The organism is Burkholderia gladioli (genome assembly GCF_000959725.1).
GTDB lineage: Bacteria > Pseudomonadota > Gammaproteobacteria > Burkholderiales > Burkholderiaceae > Burkholderia > Burkholderia gladioli.
In genome coordinates this window covers 588,050-610,574 of the sequence record NZ_CP009322.1, presented here as the reverse complement: position 1 = coordinate 610,574, position 22,525 = coordinate 588,050, and the positions used below count along the sequence as shown (strand labels likewise).

The following is a 22,525-nucleotide window of genomic DNA, read 5'->3' as shown; positions in this document are numbered from 1 at the left end:
GCCGTTTCGCTCTGATACACGGTCCGGCCCGGAAATGCAAAAGCGCGTGCGAGGCGCCCAGATAGTGGGCGGGGCCGGCGCCGCTCGCGGCGGCCGGCCCCGCCCCGGACTTACTTCATCGTCCAGCTGGTCACCTTGACGATATCGGCGTCACAGTTCTTGAGGCTGGTGATGCCCTGGCTCATCAGGGTGCTCCACTGCTTCACCCGGTTCTTCCCGTTGGGCGGCTGGTTGAAGTCGTGCGTGTCGACCACCTTGGTGCGCTGCGCGTAGAAGCTCGTCATGAAGGTCTTCTCGTCGGTGCTGTTGCCCGAGCGCGAGAGCAGGCCTTGCAGCGTGTTGCTGCCGCCGTCGGCGCCCTGGTTCAAGGCCGTATCGACGAAGGAGCCGATCGTCAGTGCGCTGCCGAAGCCGCGCGACTGCGCCTGCTGCACGCTGTACTGGATATAGACCGAGTAGAACGTGCGCCACATCGCCTCGCGCCAGGCCGCGTCGTTCTGCAGGCCCTTGACCTTGCCGCAGAACACCTTCTCGCTGTCGGTGATCTTCAGGATCGAACCCTGCATCGAGCCGTGCGCGCCGATCCGCGCCAGGCCGCCCTGCACCGAGGGATTGCTGGCGCCGCTGGCCGCGTCGTAGGCCTTGAACAGGGCCGGGCCGTCCGGGCCGCCGTCGTTCGGCCCGCCCGTGGTGGCGCCGAAGATGCCCATGGTGTAGCCGCGATCGTCGCCGATGTCCTCGCAGTAGCCGTAGAACTTGGTCCAGTCGAGCGAATCCTGCTCCGGCTTGTTGACCAGCTTCATGATGTTGTCCCACTGCTCGCCGTCCAGACCGGTGTTGTCCTTCAGGAATTGCAGCGTGGCGGGCGAGAAGTTGGCGTCGTGGTCGAGCGCCGCCTTGCTCAGCTTGGCCGGCTTGCAGGCCTCGCCGGCCACCCAGGGCTGGCCGCTGCCGGCCTCGCCGCTGGCCGTCGCGGGCGCGTTGCCCTGGCTGCGGTAGGCGGCCGTATAGTCGTGGCCGTCGAAGCTGACCACGTTGCCGGCTTCGTAGATGCGCGCTGCCGTCCAGGGCGAGCTGCAGATTTCGGGCGAGGCGGCGGCAGCGGCCGCTTGCGGGGCGCGCGCCTCGTGCACGGTGCGCGCCGAGGCGGCGGCAGCGGCCAGCGGCAGGGTCGCCATCACGGCCGCGCAGAGCGCGGCATGAATCCAGCATTTCGTCGAGACGATTTTCATGATGAAATTCTCCGGTTAATTATTTTCGACAGACAAACGAACCACGCGAGTTGCTTCATTGTTTTATGCACCGCTCAATCGTTCGCACCGAAGTCGATTTACCTGAAATCCAGGCAAAACGGTCCCCCTTGCGCGGCGATTCAAAATCGGCGCACAAACGATTCGGCATGGCGGAATGATGCGGAAGGCAGGCGGCGCAAGGCCGTCCCGCCCGGCCAGGCTGGCCGGATACAGCGCCTTTTTGTGATGAACTGGAACTTGGCGTTCGACTCGATCGACCGGGTGGCAGCCGATCGGGATACAACGCCGGGAAATCCGCGATAACGAATTTCCTGGCGAATTCTAATTAAGCGTCTTTCATATTACAAATTATTTTTTGGAATCCTTTTCCGAAACATGGATAGATGACGAAGCCGTGTCATGCGGCACGAATTCAAGCGCCGCCAGCAGCGCCAACCGATTCGCGCTACCCTGTCCGGCCCATTGCATGCCTCGCAGGCCCCACCATCATGTCCCAAGCCCTGACCATCGATTTCGTCTCCGACATCGCCTGCCCCTGGTGCGCGGTCGGCCTGTCCTCGCTGCTGCTCGCGCTCGAGCGGATCGGCGACGCCGCCGAGGTGCAGATCCGCATGCACCCGTTCGAACTGAACCCGGACATGAAGCCGGAAGGCGAATCGATCGTCGCCTACCTCGGCAGGAAATACGGCCGCACGCCCGAGCAGATCGCCGAGACGCAGGCCATGCTGCGCGAGCGCGGCGCCAGCGTCGGTTTCGATTTCGGCACGCGCGAGCATGTCTACAACACCTTCGACGCGCATCGCCTGCTGCACTGGGCCGGCCTGGAAGGCAAGCAACTGCCGCTCAAGCTCGCGCTGCTGCGCGCCTATCACGGCGAAGGCAAGCCGACCAACGATCACGCAGTGCTGGCGGCGATCGCGCAATCGGTCGGCCTGGACGCGGATCGCGCGCGCGAGGTGCTGGCCAGCGGCGCCTATGCCGACGAGGTGCGCGCCGCCGAGGCCGAGGCGCAGCAGCAAGGCATCCACTCGGTGCCCTCGATCATCTTCAACCAGCGCTACCTGGTGACGGGCGGCCAGCCGGTCGAGGCCTTCGAAGGCGCGATCCGCCAGATCCTGGCCGAACCGGCGGCCTGAAGCCGCGCCGGGAAACCTCGGCGAGGCGATGCCGGGCCGCCGTCGTGGCTCCATCGTCCGCCGCTTCGCTGGACCTTTCCAACGGGCCACGGCGGCTCTAGAGTAGGCGCTTTCCCGCCCGCTCTCGTCCGGAGTCCCAATGTCCCCCCGCACCAACGAATACGGCCAACCGATCGGCGCTCCCGTCGACGGCTGGACCCCTCGCCCGCTGCCCGCCGCCGTCACGCTGGAGGGCCGCCATTGCCGCCTGGAGCCGCTCGACGCGGCGCGCCACGCCGACGCGCTGGCCGAGGCCTACCTGTCGGCGCGGGACGGCAGCGACTGGACCTACCTGACGGTCGGCCCGTTCACGAGCGTCGAGGACTATCGCGCCCATGTCGAGAAGGCCGAGCGCAGCACCGATCCGCGCCACTACGCCGTGATCGACCGCGTCAGCGGCCACGCGGTCGGCACGCTGGCGCTGATGCGGCAGGATCCGGCGCATGGCGTGATCGAGGTGGGCCACGTGACCTTCTCGCCGAAGCTCAAGCAGACGCCGCTGTCGACCGAGGCGCAGTACCTGCTGATGGCCCATGTGTTCGAGCAGCTCGGCTACCGCCGCTACGAGTGGAAATGCGACAGCCTCAACGCGCCGTCGCGGCGCGCGGCCGAGCGGCTCGGTTTCCGTTTCGAGGGGATCTTCCGGCAGGCGATCGTCTACAAGGATCGCAGCCGCGATACGGCCTGGTTCTCGATCATCGACAGCGAATGGCCGACGCTGCGGGAAGCCTTCGAGGCCTGGCTGGCGCCGGAGAATTTCGACGCCGAGGGGCGCCAGCGCCGCTCGCTCGTGGAACTGCGCGAAGCGCGGTAGCGCGGCGGCGGGCGGCCGGCCCGCCCTAGCGCCCCGCGGCCGGCAGCGAGAAGCTGAACGCCGCCCCGCCGCGCGGCTCGTCGAGCAGCCGCGCCTCGCTGCCGTGCAGTTGCAGCATGCGCTGCACCAGCAGCAATCCCAGCCCGCCGCGATGCGCGTCGCCGGGCGCCTCCCACGATCCCACCGGGCGCCGGAACAGGTGTTCGCGCAGGGCCGCCGGCACGCCGGGCCCGGTATCGCGCACGGTGACGTTGACCTCGCCTTCGCGCGAGGCCAGCTCGACGGCCACGTGGCCGCCCTTGGGCGTGTGCCGCAGGGCGTTGTCGAGCAGGTTGGTCAGCACCCGCTCGATCATGCCGAGATCGGCATGGATGTTCGGCAGGCGCGGCTCGATGCGCGCGTCGAGCGTCACCTCCCGCGCCTTGGCGCTCAGCTCGAACTTGGCGAACACGTCCTGCACCAGGTCGGCCAGCGAGCCGTCCTCCAGCGCCGGCTGCACCAGGCCCGATTCGAGCCGCGCCAGCTCGAACAGCGCGCGCGCCAGGCGCCCCACCTTCTCGCTCTGCACCAGCGCCACCGACAGGTAGCGCTCGCGCTCGGCCGTCTCCAGCGTGCCGTCCTTCAGCGCCAGCGTCTCCAGGTAGCCGTGCAGCGAGGTCAGCGGCGTGCGCAGGTCGTGCGAGAGGTTCGCCACCAGCTCGCGCCGCTGCAGGTCCTGCTGCTTCAACTCGCGCCATTGCTCGCCGATGCGCGCGGCCATCTGCTCGAAGGTGGTCTCCAACACGGCGATCTCGTCGCGCGCGCCGGCCGCCGAGGAATGCGGCAGCGAGGGTTGCGCGTCGGGCTCGCCGTTGGCATCGAAGCGGCGCATCGCGTCGGCGAAGCGGCGCAGCGGCCGCGTGATCAGCCCGAACGCGGTGAGACCCGCCAGCAGCCCGAGCAGCGCCACCAGCGCGATCGACCAGAGCGTGGTGCGCAGCACCGAGCTGGCGGCTACCCGCGCGGCCAGCTCGTCGTGCGCCTCGCCCAGCAGCACCACGTAGATGTAGCCCGAGGGCGCGTGCCCCGGCAGTTGCAGCGGCGCGGCGCTGAACACCTTGCGCGCGTCGAGGCTGCGCGGGTCATCACCGAGGATCGGCAGCGGCTGGCCCGCCAGGAAGCGCTTGACCGGGGCGAGATCGACACGATCGCGCTTGACGCGGCCGGGCGGCGCGTCGTCGCCGCGGATGCGCCCGGCGTTGTCGAGCAGGTAGACCTCGACGCTCGGATTGACGCCCATCAGCTGGCCGAACAGCTTGCGCACCGCGTCGGGCCGCAGGCCGTTGTCGTCGAGCAGCGAGGCGCTCAGCGCGATATGGCTGGCCAGGTCGCGCGACAGGCGCTGCACCACCTCCTTCTCGTGCATGTCGCTGGCGCGGATCTGGATCCAGGCCGAGGCGCCACAGCAGGCCAGCAGCAGCACCGAGAACACCAGCGCCAGGCGCTGGGTCAGGCTCAGGCGGCGCATGCTCAGGCGTCCTTGCCGGCTTCGGCCGGGCCCGGCGCGACCAGCTTGTAGCCGCGCCCCCAGACGGTCAGGATCCGCGCCGGCTGGGCCGGATCGGCCTCGATCTTGGCGCGCAGCCGGTTGATGTGGGTATTCACGGTGTGTTCGTAGCCCTCGTGCTGGTAGCCCCAGACGGCATTGAGCAGGTCGGTGCGCGAGAAGGCCTTGCCGGGATGGCGGGCGAAGTGGTACAGCAGGTCGAATTCGCGCGGCGTCAGGTCGATCGCCGCGCCGTCCACCGCCGCCTCGCGCGTGAGCGGATCGAGCGTGAGGCCGCCCACGTCGACGCGCCCCGCCTCCGAGCGCGTGTCGCGCGACAGCGCCTCGACGCGCCGCAGCAGCGCCTTCACGCGCGCCACCAGCTCCAGCATCGAGAACGGCTTGGCGAGGTAGTCGTCGGCGCCCAGCTCGAGGCCGAGGATCCGGTGCACCTCGCTCGAGCGCGCGCTGATGATGATGATCGGCGTGTAGCGCTCCATCGCGCGCGCCCGGCGGCAGATTTCCAGGCCGTCGACGCCGGGGAGCATCAGGTCCAGGATCAGCGCGTCCCAGTTGCCTTGCTCTAGGCGGCGCAGGCCGTCGTCGCCGTTGGCGCAGTGCACCACCTCGTAGCGTTCGTCGCGCAGGTGCAGCGCGAGCACCTCGGCGATATCGGCATCGTCTTCGACGATCAGGATGCGTTTCTGTGGGTCCATACGCGTCAGGAAAGGGGCCAGGCCGGCCACGGGGCGCCGCCAGGGGCAGCGCCGGGCATGGCCGATGCGGCTGCCCGAAGGGGCGCGGGCCGCCGTCACGACGATTCTCCGCGATCCGCGCCGGCGAGTCGTCACGGTTTCGTGAACATTCGCGGCGCCGGGCCGAGCCCTTGCCGCGGGTCTTACATTCGGGCCACAACAGGGCCTGCCCGTCGAATTATCACGAAAACTTTAACTTTCCGTGAGGACTTCGCGACCGCCGCGTCCTTACTCTATGCGGCATCAACCCTTGGTTCGACAGGAGTCCACCATGACCAGCCGCCGACGTTTCCTGCTGACCGGCGCCGCCTTCGCCGGCGCCGTGGCCGCGCTCACGCGCAACGGCGTATTCGCGCAACAGCCCCCGAAGCCGGCCGCGCCGGCCGAGCTGGTGCTGTCCGATGCCGAATGGCGCAAGCGCCTCACGCCCGCACAATACACGGTCCTGCGCGAGGCGGGAACCGAACGCCCGTATAGCAACCCGCTCAACGACGAGCATCGCCCGGGCACCTTCTCCTGCGCCGGCTGCGGGATCGCGCTGTTCTCCTCGAAGACCAAGTTCGACAGCGGCACCGGCTGGCCGAGCTTCTGGGCGCCGCTCGACCACGCGGTGACGACCGATACCGACACCTCGTTCGGCGTGATCCGCACCGAGGTGCGCTGCCGCCGCTGCGCCGGCCACCTCGGCCACGTGTTCGACGACGGCCCCAAGCCGACCGGCCTGCGCTACTGCATGAACGGCACGGCCATGAGCTTCCGTCCGTCCTCGGCCTGAGCGCCGCCCTTCCCTCCAGGACCCCGCCATGCTGCTCCTCGTCCTCGCCTATCTCGGCGGCGTGCTCACCATCGTGAGCCCCTGCATCCTGCCGGTGCTGCCCTTCGTGTTCGCCCGCGCGGACCGCCCGTTCCTGCGTAACGGGCTACCGCTGCTGGTCGGCATGGCCGTGACCTTCGCGGCGGTGGCCACGCTGGCCGCCGTGGGCGGCGGCTGGATCGCCCAGGCCAACCAGGCGGGGCGCTGGATCGCCATCGCGCTGGTCGGCGTGTTCGGCCTGACCCTGCTGTTCCCGCGCCTGGCCGAGCACCTGACGCGGCCGCTGGTCGAGCTCGGCAACCGCCTGAGCGGCGTGGCCTCGAACGCCGAGCAGGACGGGCGCGGCAGCATCGGCCCCTCGCTGCTGCTGGGCGTGGCCACCGGCCTGCTGTGGGCGCCCTGCGCCGGCCCGATTCTGGGCCTGGTGCTGACCGGCGCGGCGCTGCGCGGCGCCAGCGTGGGCACCACCCTGCTGCTGGTGGCCTACGCGGCCGGCGCGGCCACCTCGCTGGCGGCGGCCCTGCTGATCGGCGGCAAGCTGTTCGCGGCGATGAAGCGCTCGCTGGGCGCCGGTGAATGGGTTCGGCGCGGGCTGGGCGTGGCGATGCTGGCCGGGGTCGGCGCGATCGCGCTCGGGCTCGATACCGGCGTGCTGACCCAGGTCTCGACGATCGCCACGGGCGGACTCGAGCAGTCGCTGGTCGACCGCTTCGCGCCGCGCGGCAATGCCATGCATGGCAACGCTCCCGCCGACGCGAACGGGCCGGCCATGATGGCGGCCAACGGCAATGCGAATGGTGGCGACGTGGCGGGCGGTAGCGGCCCGTCGATGATGGCCGCCGGTGACGCGATGCGCGCCGCCGCCAACCACGGCGATGCAGGCAACGGCAACGCCATGATGGCCGCCGGCGACGCGATGCGCGCCGCCGCCAACCACGGCGGTGCGGGCAACGGCAACGCCATGATGGCCGCCGGCGACGCGATGCGCGCCGCCGTCAACGGCGCCAGCCCCAGCGCCGACAACGGCAACGCCATGATGTCGGCCGCCACGCAATCGGCCCGCCAGAATGCGGCGATGCTGCGCGTCTCGGCGCCGGCCCTGCCGGTCGAGGGCGATGCGCCGTCGCTGGCGGGCGCCACCGAGTGGCTGAACTCGCCGCCGCTCACCAACGCCTCGCTGCGCGGCAAGGTGGTGCTGGTCGACTTCTGGACCTACTCCTGCATCAACTGCCTGCGCACCCTGCCCTACGTGAAGGCCTGGGCCCGCAAGTATCGCAACGACGGGCTGGTGGTGATCGGCGTGCACGCGCCCGAGTTCGCCTTCGAGCGCGACATCGGCAACGTGAAGAAGGCCACGCACGACCTCGGCGTGACCTATCCGGTCGCGATCGACAACGGCTACTCGATCTGGCGCGCCTTCAACAACGAGTACTGGCCGGCGCACTACTTCATCGACGCGCAGGGCCGGGTCCGCTACCACCACTTCGGCGAGGGCGACTATGTGCAATCCGAACGCGCGATCCAGCAACTGCTCGTCGAGGCCGGCCACCCGGACGCGGCCCAGGTCCCGCTCGGCATCGACGGCCCGGCGGCCAGCGGCGCGCAAGCCGCCGCGGACAACGCCGACATGCGTTCGCCGGAAACCTATGTAGGTTATGCGCGCGCCGAGAACTTCAGCTCGCCGGGCGGCCAGTTGCACGACCGCGAGCATGACTACGCGGCCCCCGCGCAGCCGGGCCTGGACGACTGGGGCCTGGCCGGCGCCTGGAGCGTGGCCGAGCAGCAGGCCACGCTGGCCAAGCCGGGCGGCCGGATCGTCTACCGCTTCCATGCCCGCGACCTGCACCTGGTGCTCGGCCCGGGCAAGAACGGCGCGCCGGTGCGCTTTCGCGTGACGATCGACGGCACCGCGCCGGGCGCCTCGCACGGCGCCGACGTGAACGCCGACGGCGTCGGCACCGTGACCGGCCAGCGTCTCTACCAGTTGATCCGCCAGTCCGGCCCGATCGTCGACCACACTTTCTCGATCGAATTCCTCGACCCGGGCGTGCAGGCCTTCGCCTTCACCTTCGGTTGAACCCGATGCCCAACCCGAACCGATTTCCGCAAGGAGTCCAGACCATGAACAGCAAGCAACGCTCATCCTCCCCCGCCGGCGCGCCGCGCGCGCGGCTGCGCCTGATCACGCGCATCGTCGGCAGCATCGCCGCGATCGGCGCGGTGACGGCGGTCGCCTTCGGCTGGCAGCCGGCCGCGCTGGCCGAAAACGTCAAGCCGCTGCCGATGCCCACGCTCGACGAGAAACCCGGCGCGAGCCATACCGAAACCGCGGTGTTCTCGGGCGGCTGCTTCTGGGGCGTGCAAGGCGTGTTCGAGCACGTGGCCGGCGTCAAGCAGGTGGCTGCCGGCTACGCGGGCGGCGCGGCCTCGACGGCGCAATACGAAACCGTCAGCGAAGGCGATACGGGGCATGCCGAATCGGTGCGGATCGTCTACGACCCGACCCAGATCAGCTATGGCCGGCTGCTGCAGATCTTCTTCTCGGTGGCGCACGATCCGACCGAGTTGAACCGCCAGGGGCCCGACAGCGGCACCCAGTACCGCTCGGCGATCTTCCCGGTCGACGCGCAGCAGCAGTCGATCGCGACGGCCTACATCGCCCAGCTCGGCAACGCGCATACCTTCTCCTCGCCGATCGTCACCAAGATCGAGATGGGCAAGAGCTTCTATCCGGCCGAGGGGTATCACCAGGACTTCCTGGTCAATCATCCCGACTATCCGTACATCGTGATCAACGACCTGCCGAAGGTGGCGGCGCTGAAGACGCAGTACCCGAAGTGGTATGTGAATACGCCGGTGCTCTACGCGAAGAACTGAGGCGGCGCACGGCGTCGAAGCAAAACGGCCTGACGGGGAAGCGCCCCGTCAGGCCGTTTTTTTGCGTGGGAGGATCGGCGGGAAACGCGACCTTCGTGTCGGCTGCGTCGGTTCTGCCTGCCGATCGCGTCAGAACAGCATCGGCTGGCGCGCGTTGGATTCCAGCGCGAGCAGCGCGGCCTTCTTGTCCTTGCCGCCGGCGAAGCCGGTCAGCTCGCCCGAGGTGCCGATCACGCGATGGCAGGGCGCCACGATCGACAGCGGATTGCGGCCGTTGGCGGCGCCAACCGCGCGCGTCGCCTTGTGGTTGCCGACCTGCACGGCGATGTCGCGATAGCTGCGCGTCTCGCCGAAGGGAATCGTCAGCAAGGCGTTCCAGACGCGTTTCTGGAATTCGGTGCCGTGGAATTCGATGTCGAGTGCGAAATCGGTGCGCTGGCCGGCGAAGTATTCGCGCAACTGGCGTGCCGTCTCGACCAGCACCGGGTGCTCGTCGTCGTCGCGCATCGGGCCGAGCTTCACGCGCGTGGGTCGGTCGTTCTCCCAGAGGATCGCGACCAGCTTGTCGTCGCGCGCGACCAGGGTCAGCTCGCCGACCGGCGACGGGATCCGTTTACATACCTGAGACATGGGCTTTCTCCTGTCCTGCCTGATACCAACCGCGCCAGTGTAGCGGCAAACGCGCGACGAGGCGTGCCCGGATCTTGCGCTTGAATTCGATCGACGAATCGATACATTCGTGGACCGGCGAATCGATATGTGACCCGCCCCGCGAGCCTGCCATAATGGCCGGCCCCAAAACACGCGCTCGCCCAGGCGGCGTGAGGCTTTCAACACTTACACCGACGCACCGAGACTCACCATGTCGCACGAACACGCTCCCCACGATCACGCCGTCGAACACGCCGCCCGCTCGGGCGATCCGCTCTCCCGCTGGGTGGCGGTCTTCACCGCCATCCTCGCCGCGCTGGCCAGCCTGCTGCACTACGAGGAAGGCGTGCTGCAGACCCAGGCACTGATGTACAAGAACGACGCCGTTCTGCTGCAGAGCCAGGCCAGCGATCAATGGAACCTCTACCAGGCGCAGTCGAACAAGGGGCACATGATGGAAGTCGCGGCCGAGCTGGCCGGCCCGGAAAAGCAGGCGCGCTTCCGCGAGCAGATCGACAAGTACAACGCGCGCAAGAAGGACATTTCGGACAAGGCCAAGGATCTCGAACGGCAGGTCGACGAGGCCAATCGCAAGTCGGCCAGCAAGGAACATCCGCAGCATATGTTCGGGCAGGCGCTGGCCTTGATCAGCGCGGCCATCTCGCTGGCGGCGATCACCTCGCTGACGGGCAGCCGGCGGCTGTTCATGTTCGTCGGGCTGGCGGGATTGGCGGGGGTCGCGGTTTCGGTGGCGGCGTTCTTGAATATCTAGGTGCGAGGTTGGTCGTGTCATCGGCGGCTTTGCGCCGACGGCTCGAATTCACGCATCGAGAAGACACGCTCGCGGCTTTGCCGCCAGCCTGGCGCGGAGCGTTTTCAAGCGACAGCCGCGTCGTCGGGTGTGATGGGATCGTTTTGCGCCATGTAGCGTGTCCTGTCGCAGTAAATCCCACGTTGATCCCAAAGGGCACACGGCCAGGACGTGAAGGCGGCAACCGATTCGTGAATGTGTTCCGCCAATAGCTGATCTACCGCCAAGGGTATCGTGCCGGCCTCGTCCCAGGCCGCCAGGATCATTTTTTCGTAGGGGCGCAACTCGCGCGGCTGCGGAGGATATGAGCGATTGCCGGCTCGCGGCTCGATCGGATTGCGAAGGAATTCGATATGCCGCTCCAGTCGTCGCTGCTCGCGTAAAAGCTGCTTGGCCTGTTCTTCCGGGTTCTTCGGGACGTCATATACCCATTCGTTCGGCTGGCAGGCTGGGTGGTCTTCGTCGGATCCGGCCGGGACGGTGGAGCAGAATGCGGCACCGACCTTTTCGTATAGATGCCCCAGCACACGCTCGTCCGCCTGGTGGCGAGCCAGGATGCTGCGCCACCGGAAATTCAGATAACGGTGAGGTTGGATCAAGGATTCGAGGTCGCTGCCGGGTGCTGCGGGAAGCGCTGCCATGTAGTCGTTGTAGAGATTCACGACGGGCGCGTCGTCATCCAATTGGAAGTCTAAAATACTGTCATCTGGCATCTCATCGAGAGCCATCATTGGCACCCCGGCTCGCAGCGCCTCGGCAAGCATGTGACGTAATGGGACATAAGACAGATCCTTGTCGCGTCCTTGCTCGTCTGGACCGTAGCCACCGCCGACGTCAGAATGTACGCCCGGATACACTACCTCGACGCAGTTACTTGGATAAGCCGCATCGATTCGCACTGAATCGAGTGGAAATGCTCGTCGTACCTCATGTGCCGCAACAAAGTGCATGCAACGCTCCACCGCTGGTGGAATTGCTAGTTCTGATGCCCAATCCAAATGTAAGGCTGGCCCTCCAACGGACGCAACCGTGTCAAAAATCCCCATGAAATTGATTCGCAGCGGTATATGAACACCATTTGGCGCCCGCCAATAGAACAGACCATTTCTATTGATACATTTCTGCTCAATGAGTCTCCGCGCAAAGGCGCGGGCCTCAGTCGCACCACGCGAGAACCCGAAAATCGCCACAGTGACTTCACGCATGTGCGCCCATGATCCCGGCCCAAATTCGACCTCCAGCAATCGCGAGAACTCGCCAAGGGCAAACCTGATTCGTAGATCTCCACCGGCTCCAAGCCCAAGCCCAAGCACCCCGCCCTCGTCATCTTTCAAATGATCCGTATAGCCAGCCACTTTGATGAATTTGAATGATGTTCCTACGCCGGGAAGATAAGTGGGCTTTAATTCAAATCGATTCGGGATCAGTGCCGCGCGAAACAATTTTGCAACATTTGAATGTTTATTGAGCAGCCTATCACGCTCCATATTGTTATTCGTACCATCAAAAAAGAAAGACAAGGCTGGGTAAAGTCGACAAGCAATGGAATCTTCCCGATCAATAGGCTGTTGACGCAAGATGCGCTTTGTGGAGCCGTCAATTGCAGCCCGTTTGATTTCGTCGTCGGTGGCCGGCGCCCCAGCTTGTCTAATAGACATCTTTTTCCTCGGAAGACTTATTTGTTCATGCATCCCGATCGACTCGGCGAAAATGCCAGCGCGGCAGTGTCATCATCTCGCAAAATGACGCACAGATAGGCATCCGCCTTGTGCCAGTCAGGGTCTTGATGTGGACCGCTTGCCGGGAAACTCACTTGAACGCTGCGCTTTTCTTTCGGTGCGACTATAGCCTTGGTTTTCGGATCTCTGAGGACATCCCAATACCACGTCACTGTGACTGGATGATTCCAGTCCTTCATACCCGGAAAACAACATGTTGCTGCTGATCCCCCTCCCTTCGGACCGACATCCGCCGCCCAGTACTTTTCGACATAAATATTTACAGCCCAGCGATCGACATGATTAGCCGCGACCATTGCGAGCGCTTGCCCGCCCCCAGCAAGGGGATCATCAGGCATGGCGTTGGATCCCGCACAAGCGGTCAGCGTAAAAACCGCGGTGCCGATCGTAAGCCTCAAACGCCGAAATCTTTTCAAGATCATCTTGTATATTCCCACCGGTCAATGCTGTGATTAAGTTTTCTGCCCAAAGTTTTCTGGTTCCCCTGCTTGCCGAAAAGCCATGATTGGCCCTCTAGCGGCTCACTTGCTCATGCAATCCGATCCACTGGACGCAAATTCCAAGGCAGCCCTATTGCGGTCTCGCAATATGATGCACAGATACGCATCTGCTTTATGCCAGTCAGATTCCTGATGTGGGCCACCTGCAGGAAAATTTACTTGAACGCTGTGCGCTTCTTCCGGTGTTACTACTGCCTTGGTTTTAGGGTCCTCTACAGCATCCCAGATCCAAGTCACCGTGACAGGTTTGCTCCAATCCATCATCCCCGGGAAGCAGCATGCCGCTTTTGCACCACCCCCTTGTGGACTCACATCCCCTGCCCAGTATTTGTCGACATAGATGTTCACAGCCCAGCGATTGACATGATTAGCCGGCACCATTGCGAGCGCTTGCCCACCACCGACAAAGGAATCGTCAGCCGTGCCATTGGATCCCGCACAAGCGGTCAGCGTAAAAGCAGCAGCGCCAACCACAAATCCCAACCGCGGAAACCTATCCAAGATCATCTTGCGTATTCCCACCGACCAATACCGCATTCACGTTTGCCGCCCATCGCTCGTCGCCGCCATCAACCGCCTCAACAAAACCGCGCCCTCAGGGGACTCATCGAACACCTCTCCATGCCGCGCAGCCAGCGCACAGTATTCCACCTGCACCCCGAGCCCTTCGATACCAAATCGTCGCGCACGCTCGATCTGGCGACACACGAATCCGTAACGCTCCCGCTCCGGGATCGCGGCAAACGTCGATGAATCGCGTTCGTTGAGATGCAACAGCAAATTATCCGGAACGCTCGCCTCGATCAGATCATCGACCTGCGCCTGCTCCAACCTGAACGGCGGCCGAAGCGCCACCGACTCTGCAAGCACCTCATCCTGCCTCCAATCGATCTGACGCAGCCTCCCATGACGATCCCAATACCACCAACGCAGCACCGGCGCGAAAAACGTCTGACGCTGCGCCTCGGATAGCACCGGCCCCTTCACGAACAGATCATCGTCTTCCGACGACCCCGCCAGCGTCGCAAGAATCGACGGATCCCAGCAGGCGAGCACGATAGGCGTGTCATCCGGCAAGCGGACCCGCAGCAGCGGTTTCAGATGTGCCTCGAACTCCGCCAACGACAAGGGCGAGGCAATCACCATCGCACAGGGCGACGCCGGCCCATGCTGTTCGAGCCATTCACGAGCGGCTTCGAAATGATCGAACGGAATATGGACAAGATGCGGCGACACGGCCTGCACATCGGCTCCGCCGTCCATCAGGCAGACGACATGATCCGGCCTATCCGACAACGCCCCGGGCAGACTGTCGTTATGCAAAGGCGCGGCAAGCACATACAGCCTTGCCGCCAGATCGCGCGCTTCCTCAAACACGGTTCGCAGCTCCATCACGCCCCCTGAGTGACGAAGGCACTGCGGGCAGCAGCCTGCTTCATCAGGCACGGCACACAGACCGCGTCAGACGGCACCGGCATCGAATACGGCATGCGGGCAGGCCCGCTGAAGGCATGCGTCCCGCCCTTCACGTCGATCTTGCCCGGCGCATGGATTTCGATATTGCCGCCCGCCAGCCGGATGTAGGCACCACCCGACGTCAGCAGGATCTCCCGCTCCGCGGCCACCTCGATCGTCTCGGTCGCCGCCAGGACCTTCACCGTCTTCCGGGCCGTCAACTCGACATTGTCCGCATGGGCCTGAATCTCGACCTTGCCCTTCCCCGCGAACAACTTCATGCCGGCGTTCTGCACGAACAGGCTGATGCGGTCCGCGACGCCGGCGACCAACGACTTGCCGGCCGCCACATGCACGCCCTGCCCGCTCACCACGTTGATATGCCGCTCGGCAGCCAGATGAGCCGACTGCTGCGTCGACATCGCGATGCCCGCCGGGCTCGCCATCAACATCACGGGCTGCTTGAAGGCATTCGCGTTACCCGTGCCGCCTCCAGCCGTTCGGCCGCCCGAAGCGTTGCCGGCTACCGTGTCCTGGGTGGCATCGGTGTACTGTTTCAACGCATCATGGCCCGCGGCCAGGCTGTCGGCTTGATGGGCCTCGCTCGCCTGCGACAGCGCCTCGATCACGCTCTCCGCGTTCACCAACTGTTGCTGCGCCTCGCGCACATCGAGAGGCTGACTGCCGGCGCTCTTGGCATGCGTGCCCAGATACAGTCCACGCGTGGCCCGCACCGCGCCATGACTATCCGTGCGCAGGTCGAATCCGGAGCCCAGGTATTCGCCGCGCGCGTTGCCAGTCTGCTGGATCAGATACCCGAGATGCAGTTGCGAGTTGCCCTGGCTGCTGTACAACTGCACGCGGTTCTGGCCGGTCGCATCATCGAGCACGAGCTGGTTGTATCCACTGCCGCCATATTCCTTCGAGCGATAGCCGGACAGGAGGCCGTTCGAATGCCATTGCGGCTGCGTCGCGCCGTTGTAGACCCGAGCGACCGCAACGGGCCGATCGCAATCGCCGCCCACGTAGTCGATCAGAACCTCCTCGCCGACACGAGGAGGATGAACCGCGCCATAACCCCCGCCCGTATCCGACTGCACGACACGCACCCAGCACGACGCACCGGCATCGCCCGGATTGCGGCGATCCCACACGAAATGCACCTTGATGCGATTGAGTTGGTCGGTATGGACTTCCTCGCCGCGCGGCCCGACGACGATCGCCGTCTCCAGATGCGTGACGGGCTTGCGATGTTCGAACGGGCTGCGGAACGGCACGCTGCTGCGCTGGGCCTCGATCCAGATTCGGTAGTAACCGCTCGACCCGTCGAAATGCGGCACGGCGAACGTATCGTTCGATTCACCCGCGCGTGCCTCATCGATCGAGGCCTGCAGATCCTGCGGAAAGCGCGCGCCGCCGGCCGCCCCAGGGAGGTTGTTCGCGATCAGCCACTTCACCTCGATCACGGCGAATTCGCGCTGATTCGCCGGATCCCGGTCGTGCTCGGGATGATCCAGCAGCGTGAATCGTCGGCCGGCGTCGATCGCCCGCAAACCGCCCTCGCCCACGAAACGCTTGGCGCGCGATTCCCATTCCTCCATCCGGATCCGCGTGAGCGCGTCGCCGCGCGCCTGCTCCAGGTAGCGATACGCGCCCGTGTATTCATACACCTCGGCCTGCGCCGGCAGCGCGCCCTGATTCGCCTGCGTCGGCAGGTTCGTGCCTTTGGGATTGACGGCGGGCGCCGGACGTTTGTAGTCGAAGGTTCGGGTCGTGTACAAGGTGCTCTGCAGCGTGCGGCTGCCCGACCATTGAGTCAGCGCGTCCGCCTCGCTCCGCGTATCGGCTCGGGAAAAACGCACGACGTCGGCGGGGGCAAGCGCCGTCAGTCGATCGGTGACGACCAGCGTATGCGAGCGCCCATCCGCCGCCTGCTCCCAGAAGCCGTAAAGCCCTTCGTCCTCTAGCAGGCGATGCACGAAATTCCAGTCGCTCTCGTCCTGGCGGCAGAACGAACGCGGCGGCAGCGCCTCGACAAGATCGAAGCGAAACGCGCCTCGCGCCTGGGGATGCCGGTTGAACACATCGGCGACGATATCGTCGGCCGGGCGATCCTGCCAGATCCGCTGGTCGCGACGAAACTTCAGGAAGTGCATCCAGGAGGCGAAACCGAGCTGGTAGCTGCTCAGCCCGCCGTCGGCACCAAGCCGTCGCGCCGTATGAACGTAGCCATGATGCGGTCGATACGATTTGTCCGATTGCTGGATCCAGAGCGTGACCGGCCGGGCAATCAAGGCCTTGAGTTCGAGCGTGTCGTCGCGAGACGCGACGTCGACCGTGAATTCGAAATGTCGCCCCAGCCGCGCCGATCCGCTCGCGCGCAGCGGCAGCAAGACCGTGGCCTCCAACGGAGAATCCAGCTTCAGCAGGCGATCCTGCTGAAGCCAGCCGCGGCTGATGCCTTGCGCCCATTGATGCGCGTCCATCGCTAAACCCTTCTGTTTTATTCGCTCTTGTCATGTCGATGGAGTGCTCCATCCGACGCTCGGGCGCAATTTTATGAAGCTGGTCGCGGCGGGACGTTAATCAACGTCAGGTTGGCCGTGCCTCCGCGCTGTTATTACGCAGCCCGAATGACAGACCAGAAAAATATATCTTTACGTCCGATCCATTCAATCGACAAAACGCGGCACCCACACTTCTTCACCTGAAGAAGCGTACAACATGGAAGAAAATAACCATTAATTTCAACAAAATACAGCCACAAGGGAAAACCCGCAGCCGCTCCCCCTCGTCATCCGCCCGATTCCCCGTTAAGATCGCATCTGGCCCACTGGTCCGGCCAATTTCATCCGGACCACAACCGGATACGCACAGGAGACACGATGAGACTGGAAGGCAAGGTGGCCGTCGTCACGGCCGCGGGCGCGGGGATCGGACAGGCGGCGGTGCTGGCGCTGGCGCGCGAGGGTGCGCAGGTCTGGGCGACCGACGTCAAGCCCGAGCTGCTGAAGTCGTTCGAGGGCGTCGCCAACGTGCAGACCGCGCCGCTCGACGTGATGAACCGCGCCGCGATCGACGGCTTCTTCGCCGGCCTGCCGCGCGTGGACGTGCTGTTCAACTGCGCCGGCTTCGTCCACAACGGCACCATCCTCGAGGCCAGCGACGAGGATTGGGACTTCGCCTTCGATCTCAACGTGCGCTCGATGTTCTGGACCATCCGCGCCGCCCTGCCCGCCATGCTGAAGAACGGCGGCGGCAGCATCGTCAACATGGCCAGCGTGGCGAGCAGCATCCGCGGCCTGCCGAACCGCTTCGTCTACGGCGCCTCGAAGGCGGCCGTGATCGGTCTGACCAAGGCGGTGGCCGCCGACTACGTGCTCAAGGGCATCCGCTGCAACGCGATCTCGCCGGGCACGGTCGACACGCCCTCGCTGCAGCAGCGCATCAACGCCTACGACGACCCGGTCGCCGCGCGCGCCGCCTTCGTGGCGCGCCAGCCGATGGGCCGCATCGCGCGCGCCGACGAGATCGCGCCGATCGTCACCTTCCTCGCCAGCGACGATGCAGCCTTCGTCACGGGCCAGACCTACTCGGTCGACGGCGGCATGACGATCTGAGCCTCGCTCGCGCCGATACGAAACCGCATTTCCCTTCCGTCTTCACCGGATTCACCAGGAGCCTCACCTCATGAAACTCGCCCGTTATGGCCAGCCCGGCAGCGAAAAGCCGGCCCTCGTCGATCAGGACGGCAAGCTGCGCGACCTGAGCGGCGTCATCGCCGACATCACGCCCGCCACGCTCGACGAAGCCTCGCTCGCCAAGCTGCGCGCGCTCGACGTCGCGTCGCTGCCGCTGGTCGAAGGCGCGCCGCGTTATGGCTGCCCCGTCAACGGCGTCGGCAAGTTCCTCGCGATCGGCCTGAACTACTCCGACCACGCCGCCGAAACCGGCCAGCCGGTGCCCAAGGAGCCGGTGGTGTTCACCAAGGCGATCTCGTGCATCCAGGGGCCGAACGACCCGATCATGCTGCCGCGCGGCTCCGAGAAGACCGATTGGGAAGTCGAGCTGGGCATCGTGATCGGCAGCGTCACGCGCTATGTCGAGCGCGAGCAGGCGCTCCAGCACGTGGCCGGCTACGTCACCATCAACGACGTCAGCGAGCGCCACTTCCAGCTCGAACGCACGCCGCAATGGGACAAGGGCAAGGGCTGCGATACCTTCGGCCCGATCGGCCCGTGGCTGGTCACGCGCGACGAGGTACCGAACGTGCAGGCCCTGTCGATGTGGCTCGAGGTCAACGGCAAGCGCGTGCAGAACGGCAGCACCAGCACCATGATCTTCGACGTGGCCGAGATCGTCAGCCACCTGAGCCAGTTCATGACGCTGATGCCCGGCGACGTGATCACCACCGGCACGCCGCCCGGCGTCGGCATGGGCATGAAGCCGCCGCAGTTCCTGCGCGCCGGCGACGTGGTCAAGCTCGGCATCGAGGGCCTCGGCGAGCAGCAGCAGACGGTGGTGCCGTTCAAGCTGTAAGCGGCGGCCTCGCGCCCTGCATCGATGCGCGACGCCCGGCGTCGGCCCGCCAGCGGCCGGCGCCGGGCGTTGTCCTATAATGTGCGCCCCGCGCCCACCGGCGCGGGCCGCTCCTCTCAATCCGCCGGCCAACCCGTCGAGCTCGCCATGCCCTTCCAGCCGATCGAAACGAAACGGCTCTATAGCCAGATCGCCGCGCAGATCACCGAACTGATCGACGCCGGCGAGTTCATCGTCGGCGAGCGGCTGCCGGCCGAACGCGATCTCAGCGCGCGGCTCGGCGTGAGCCGTTCCTCGCTGCGCGAGGCGCTGATCGCGCTGGAAATCGAAGGCAGCATCGAGGTGCGCAGCGGCTCGGGGATCTTCGTCAAGCAGCGCGGCAAGCCGGCGGCCGCCGCGGCGACGGCCAATGCCACGAACGCCGCCGACGCGGCGAACCCGGCGGCCGCGCCGCGCATGCACGCGGTCTCGCCGTTCGACGTGATCCGCGCGCGTGCCTACCTGGAGCCCGAGATCGCGATCCAGGCCGTGCGCCACGCCTCCGACGCGCAGATCGAGACCGTGCTGGCGCGCCTGGAGAAGCTGCGCGCCGGCAAGGTGGGCGACCCGCAGCTCAACGAATACGATCGGCAGTTCCACCTGAGTCTGGCCGAGGCCTCGGGCAACAGCGCCTACGTGGTGCTGCTCGACCAGCTGTGGATCCATCGCACCACGCCGCTCTACATGACGCTCGAGCAGCACTTCTTCAGCACGCAGTGGTGGGCCGAGTCGATGGACGAGCACGAGGAGATCTACGCCGCGCTCAACGAACGCGACGTGCGCCGCATCAGCCTCGCGATGGGCCTGCACATGCAGCATGCCGAGCAGCGCCTGGCGGGGCAGTTCAAGTAAGCCGCCGCGGCGGCGTCTTCTCGACGCGAACCGAACGACACGAACAACAACGCCGACGGTGCGACACCGTCGGCGTTTTTGCTTGCCTTGCGCGATTGCTCAGTGCGAATGCCGCGGGTTGCCGCGCGTCTCGACCACCTTCAGGTACAGCGTGGCCGGCTCCAGGCAGCCGCCCGTCGACAACTGCCCCACCGTCTGCCGATAAAGCTCCTGCCACGGCGTCTGCGCCGGCGGGATCTTGAACTCGACGGTCTCGCGGCGGCGCGCCAGCTCGCCATCGTCGACCAGCACATCCACCTTGCGCGCGTTCAGGTCGACGCGGATCCGGTCGCCCGTGCGCAGCAGCGCGAGTCCGCCGCCGACGGCCGCTTCGGGCGACATGTTGAGGATCGAGGGGCTGGCCGAGGTGCCGCTCTGGCGGCCGTCGCCCAGCGTCGGCAGCGAGGTGATGCCCTCGCGCACCAGCGAGACCGGCGGCGCCATGTTGACCACCTCGGCGCTGCCCGGGTAACCGACCGTGCCCGCGCCGCGGATCACCAGGATGCAGTGCTGGTCGATCTCCAGCGACGGATCGTTGATGCGCGCGTGGTAGTCCTCGGGGCCGTCGAACACGATCGCGCGCGCCTCGAAGGCATTCTCCGAGCCCGGCTCGCTCAGGTAGGTCTGGCGGAAGGCCTCGCCCACCACCGACATCTTCATGATCGCGCTGTCGAAGAAGTTGCCCGACAGCACGATGAAGCCGGCGCCGTGCTTGAGCGGCGTCTCGGTGGTGCGGATCACGTCGCGGTCGTTGGTGGCCGAGCGATCGGCGATCTCGCCGATGGTGCCGCCCGACACGGTCAGGCAGTCGCGATGCACCAGGCCCGCCTTCGACAGCTCGTGGTACACGGCCGGCACGCCGCCGGCGCGGTGGAAGCTCTCGCCCAGGTACTCGCCGGCCGGCATGCAGTTGACGATCAGCGGCACCGATTCGCCGACGCGCTGCCAGTCGTCGAGCGACAGCTCCACGCCGACGTGCCGCGCGATCGCGATCAGGTGCGGCGGGCAGTTGCTCGAGGCGCCCAGCGCCGAGGCGATCACGATCGCGTTCTCGAAGGCCTGCTTGGTCATGATCTGCGAGGGACGCACGTCCTCGCGCACCAGGTCGCAGATGCGCTTGCCGGTGACATAGGCCATCTGGCCGCGCTCGCGATAGGCGGCGGGGATGCTCGCGCAACCCGGCAGGGACATGCCGAGCGCCTCGGCCAGGCTGTTCATCGACAGCGCGGTGCCCATCGTGTTGCAGTGGCCGATCGAGGGCGAGGACGCGGTGGTCAGCTCCATGAAGCCCTCGTAGTCGATCTCGCCGGTCGCCAGCAGGTTGCGCGCATGCCAGATCACCGTGCCGGAGCCGACGCGCTGGCCGTTGTGCCAGCCGTCCAGCATCGGGCCGCCCGACAGCACGATGGCCGGCAGGTCGACGGTGGCGGCCGCCATCAGGCAGGCCGGGGTGGTCTTGTCGCAGCCGGTGGTCAGCACCACGCCGTCGAGCGGGAAGCCGTGCAGCACCTCCACCAGGCCGAGGTAGGCCAGGTTGCGGTCGAGCGCGGCGGTGGGCCGGCGGCTCTGCTCGGCCAGCGGGTGCACCGGGAATTCCATCGGGATGCCGCCCGCGTCGCGGATGCCGGCCTTGACGCGCTCGGCCAGCGCGATGTGGTGGCGGTTGCAGGGCGCGAGATCGCTGCCGGTCTGCGCGATGCCGATGATCGGCCGGCCCGACTGGATTTCCTCGCGCGTGAGCCCGTAGTTCATGAAGCGCTCGACGTACAGCGCGGTCATGTCCGCATGCGACGGATCGTCGAACCATTCCTGGCTGCGCAGGCGTCGCTTGGTCTGTTGTGTCATCTCGTTCTCCATGTCCTGATCGTTCCGACGCCGCGGCCCGCCCTCGAGGCGTGTGCCCGCGCTACCCGCGGCCGTCTCCTCTGATTTGATGTCCCGGCACGGCAGGCGAGGCGTGACGCCCTGCCCGCTTCCCGCGCCATCCCTTGCGCAGTCGATTGGTTACCGGTAACCCGAAACGGATGGTAGCACGCCTTGCGGCGTGGAGCGAGTGCTTCGGGAGGGGGAAAACGAGAGGGGGCGTGCCGCGGCGGGCAGACCGCCTTGCCGCATCAAGCGAAGCTCAATTCACCCGGGGCGCGCTTCACTTTCTTCGGCGCGTGCTTGCGTGCCTGCCAGAGGTCATAGTCCATTTGCATGCCCAGCCAGAGATCGGCGCGCCCGCCACGATCGACGCCAAGCCACTGCTCTATGCGCAGGGCCATTTCGGGCGAGATCCCGGCTCGCTCGTTCAATATCCGGGACAACTGCACACGCGAGACGCCAAGCTGCTCGGCAGCCTCGGTAACGGTCAGGTTCAACGCCGGCAGGATGTCTTCACGAAGAATTTCGGCAGGGTGCGGGGGGTTGAACATCTTGGACATGTTTTCGTACCTTGAATGAACGTAAACGCGAAACGGCTACACGCTCAGTGATAGTCGCGATAGTCGACCAGGACGGCGTCGTCTCCGTCGAACATGAAGGTCAATCCCCAGTTACCGTTCACCTCGACCGCCCACGTGCCCGCCTCGTCGCCCTTCAGCGGATGCAGGCGCCATCCCGGTTGCCCCATGTCGTTTGAATTACTAGTTACAAACGAACCATCCGGCGACTCCTTGTTTAGCAAGGTTTTTTTCTTATCTCGA

Annotated in this window: 21 protein-coding genes; 9 read left to right on the top strand and 12 right to left on the bottom strand. The window is 66.0% G+C overall.

The features are described 5' to 3' along the window. Positions 1 to 110 precede the first annotated feature (110 nt). Positions 111 to 1,232, bottom strand: a complete 1,122-nt coding sequence (locus tag BM43_RS03530; protein WP_036056845.1) for a chitosanase — start codon at positions 1,230 to 1,232, stop codon at positions 111 to 113. 509 nt (positions 1,233 to 1,741) lie between these two features. On the opposite strand from BM43_RS03530, the gene BM43_RS03525 reads away from it, so the two are divergent. Together BM43_RS03525 and BM43_RS03520 are read left to right on the top strand one after the other, a co-directional pair. Further along, the gene (locus BM43_RS03525; RefSeq protein ID WP_025101804.1) at positions 1,742 to 2,389 is read left to right on the top strand and encodes a DsbA family oxidoreductase; all 648 of its coding nucleotides are present in this window, start codon (positions 1,742 to 1,744) and stop codon (positions 2,387 to 2,389) included. 139 nt (positions 2,390 to 2,528) lie between these two features. Further along, positions 2,529 to 3,242: a GNAT family N-acetyltransferase gene (locus BM43_RS03520; protein WP_036056847.1), complete on the top strand. Its 714-nt coding sequence runs from the start codon at positions 2,529 to 2,531 to the stop codon at positions 3,240 to 3,242. Positions 3,243 to 3,267: 25 nt separating this feature from the next. Here the strand turns inward: BM43_RS03520 and BM43_RS03515 are convergent, their stop codons facing one another. Beyond that, complete coding sequence (locus BM43_RS03515) at positions 3,268 to 4,749, bottom strand: sensor histidine kinase (RefSeq protein WP_036056848.1); 1,482 nt, start codon at positions 4,747 to 4,749, stop codon at positions 3,268 to 3,270. A 2-nt stretch (positions 4,750 to 4,751) separates the two neighbouring features. Then, on the bottom strand, positions 4,752 to 5,483 hold the full coding sequence (locus BM43_RS03510; RefSeq protein ID WP_013689742.1) for a response regulator transcription factor: 732 nt from the start codon (positions 5,481 to 5,483) through the stop codon (positions 4,752 to 4,754). A 310-nt stretch (positions 5,484 to 5,793) separates the two neighbouring features. On the opposite strand from BM43_RS03510, the gene msrB reads away from it, so the two are divergent. From msrB to msrA, 3 genes are read left to right on the top strand one after another with little or no spacing between them, the layout of a single operon-like run. Continuing rightward, a complete protein-coding gene (msrB, locus tag BM43_RS03505) occupies positions 5,794 to 6,297 on the top strand; it encodes a peptide-methionine (R)-S-oxide reductase MsrB (protein ID WP_013689741.1) in 504 nt (167 codons plus the stop codon). Between the two features lie 28 nt (positions 6,298 to 6,325). Further along, positions 6,326 to 8,413: a cytochrome c biogenesis protein DipZ gene (locus BM43_RS03500; protein WP_036056849.1), complete on the top strand. Its 2,088-nt coding sequence runs from the start codon at positions 6,326 to 6,328 to the stop codon at positions 8,411 to 8,413. A 44-nt stretch (positions 8,414 to 8,457) separates the two neighbouring features. Then, a complete protein-coding gene (msrA, locus tag BM43_RS03495; protein ID WP_036035095.1) occupies positions 8,458 to 9,213 on the top strand; it encodes a peptide-methionine (S)-S-oxide reductase MsrA in 756 nt (251 codons plus the stop codon). Between the two features lie 129 nt (positions 9,214 to 9,342). On the opposite strand, the gene BM43_RS03490 is transcribed toward msrA, so the two are convergent. Continuing rightward, positions 9,343 to 9,843: a methylated-DNA--[protein]-cysteine S-methyltransferase gene (locus BM43_RS03490; protein ID WP_017919050.1), complete on the bottom strand. Its 501-nt coding sequence runs from the start codon at positions 9,841 to 9,843 to the stop codon at positions 9,343 to 9,345. Positions 9,844 to 10,075: 232 nt separating this feature from the next. Here BM43_RS03490 and BM43_RS03485 point away from each other — a divergent pair, with 232 nt between their 5' ends. Beyond that, positions 10,076 to 10,636 carry a DUF4337 domain-containing protein gene (locus BM43_RS03485; protein WP_013689736.1) on the top strand — a complete coding sequence of 187 codons (561 nt, stop codon included), beginning with the start codon at positions 10,076 to 10,078 and terminating at the stop codon, positions 10,634 to 10,636. A 104-nt stretch (positions 10,637 to 10,740) separates the two neighbouring features. Here the strand turns inward: BM43_RS03485 and BM43_RS03480 are convergent, their stop codons facing one another. From BM43_RS03480 to BM43_RS03470, 5 genes are all read right to left on the bottom strand, one after another. After that, positions 10,741 to 12,333, bottom strand: a complete 1,593-nt coding sequence (locus BM43_RS03480; protein WP_036056850.1) for a T6SS phospholipase effector Tle1-like catalytic domain-containing protein — start codon at positions 12,331 to 12,333, stop codon at positions 10,741 to 10,743. Positions 12,334 to 12,350: 17 nt separating this feature from the next. After that, complete coding sequence (locus BM43_RS38470) at positions 12,351 to 12,836, bottom strand: DUF3304 domain-containing protein (protein ID WP_080742245.1); 486 nt, start codon at positions 12,834 to 12,836, stop codon at positions 12,351 to 12,353. Positions 12,837 to 12,935: 99 nt separating this feature from the next. Next, positions 12,936 to 13,421, bottom strand: a complete 486-nt coding sequence (locus BM43_RS38465; protein ID WP_080742247.1) for a DUF3304 domain-containing protein — start codon at positions 13,419 to 13,421, stop codon at positions 12,936 to 12,938. A 30-nt stretch (positions 13,422 to 13,451) separates the two neighbouring features. After that, on the bottom strand, positions 13,452 to 14,306 hold the full coding sequence (locus BM43_RS03475; RefSeq protein WP_036056851.1) for a DUF4123 domain-containing protein: 855 nt from the start codon (positions 14,304 to 14,306) through the stop codon (positions 13,452 to 13,454). Continuing rightward, the gene (locus BM43_RS03470) at positions 14,306 to 16,855 is read right to left on the bottom strand and encodes a type VI secretion system Vgr family protein (protein ID WP_042286255.1); all 2,550 of its coding nucleotides are present in this window, start codon (positions 16,853 to 16,855) and stop codon (positions 14,306 to 14,308) included. The genes BM43_RS03475 and BM43_RS03470 overlap by 1 nt, the downstream gene beginning before the upstream one ends. A gap of 399 nt (positions 16,856 to 17,254) precedes the next feature. On the opposite strand from BM43_RS03470, the gene BM43_RS03465 reads away from it, so the two are divergent. The 3 genes from BM43_RS03465 to BM43_RS03455 all read left to right on the top strand — a co-directional run bounded on the left by BM43_RS03465 (position 17,255) and on the right by BM43_RS03455 (position 19,799). After that, positions 17,255 to 17,989, top strand: coding sequence for an SDR family oxidoreductase (locus BM43_RS03465; RefSeq protein ID WP_013689731.1), 735 nt, complete (start codon positions 17,255 to 17,257; stop codon positions 17,987 to 17,989). A gap of 70 nt (positions 17,990 to 18,059) precedes the next feature. Then, positions 18,060 to 18,908, top strand: coding sequence for a fumarylacetoacetate hydrolase family protein (locus BM43_RS03460; protein WP_036035539.1), 849 nt, complete (start codon positions 18,060 to 18,062; stop codon positions 18,906 to 18,908). Between the two features lie 147 nt (positions 18,909 to 19,055). Continuing rightward, positions 19,056 to 19,799 (top strand): FadR/GntR family transcriptional regulator, encoded by a 744-nt coding sequence (locus BM43_RS03455; protein WP_036056852.1) that lies wholly within the window; start codon positions 19,056 to 19,058, stop codon positions 19,797 to 19,799. A gap of 99 nt (positions 19,800 to 19,898) precedes the next feature. On the opposite strand, the gene BM43_RS03450 is transcribed toward BM43_RS03455, so the two are convergent. From BM43_RS03450 to BM43_RS03440, 3 genes are all read right to left on the bottom strand, one after another. Next, entirely contained in the window at positions 19,899 to 21,683 is a 1,785-nt protein-coding gene (locus BM43_RS03450; protein WP_036057395.1) for an IlvD/Edd family dehydratase, read from the bottom strand. A gap of 269 nt (positions 21,684 to 21,952) precedes the next feature. Further along, on the bottom strand, positions 21,953 to 22,264 hold the full coding sequence (locus tag BM43_RS03445) for a HigA family addiction module antitoxin (protein ID WP_025099219.1): 312 nt from the start codon (positions 22,262 to 22,264) through the stop codon (positions 21,953 to 21,955). A gap of 44 nt (positions 22,265 to 22,308) precedes the next feature. Next, positions 22,309 to 22,506: a type II toxin-antitoxin system RelE/ParE family toxin gene (locus BM43_RS03440; protein ID WP_036056853.1), complete on the bottom strand. Its 198-nt coding sequence runs from the start codon at positions 22,504 to 22,506 to the stop codon at positions 22,309 to 22,311. Positions 22,507 to 22,525: the final 19 nt, after the last annotated feature.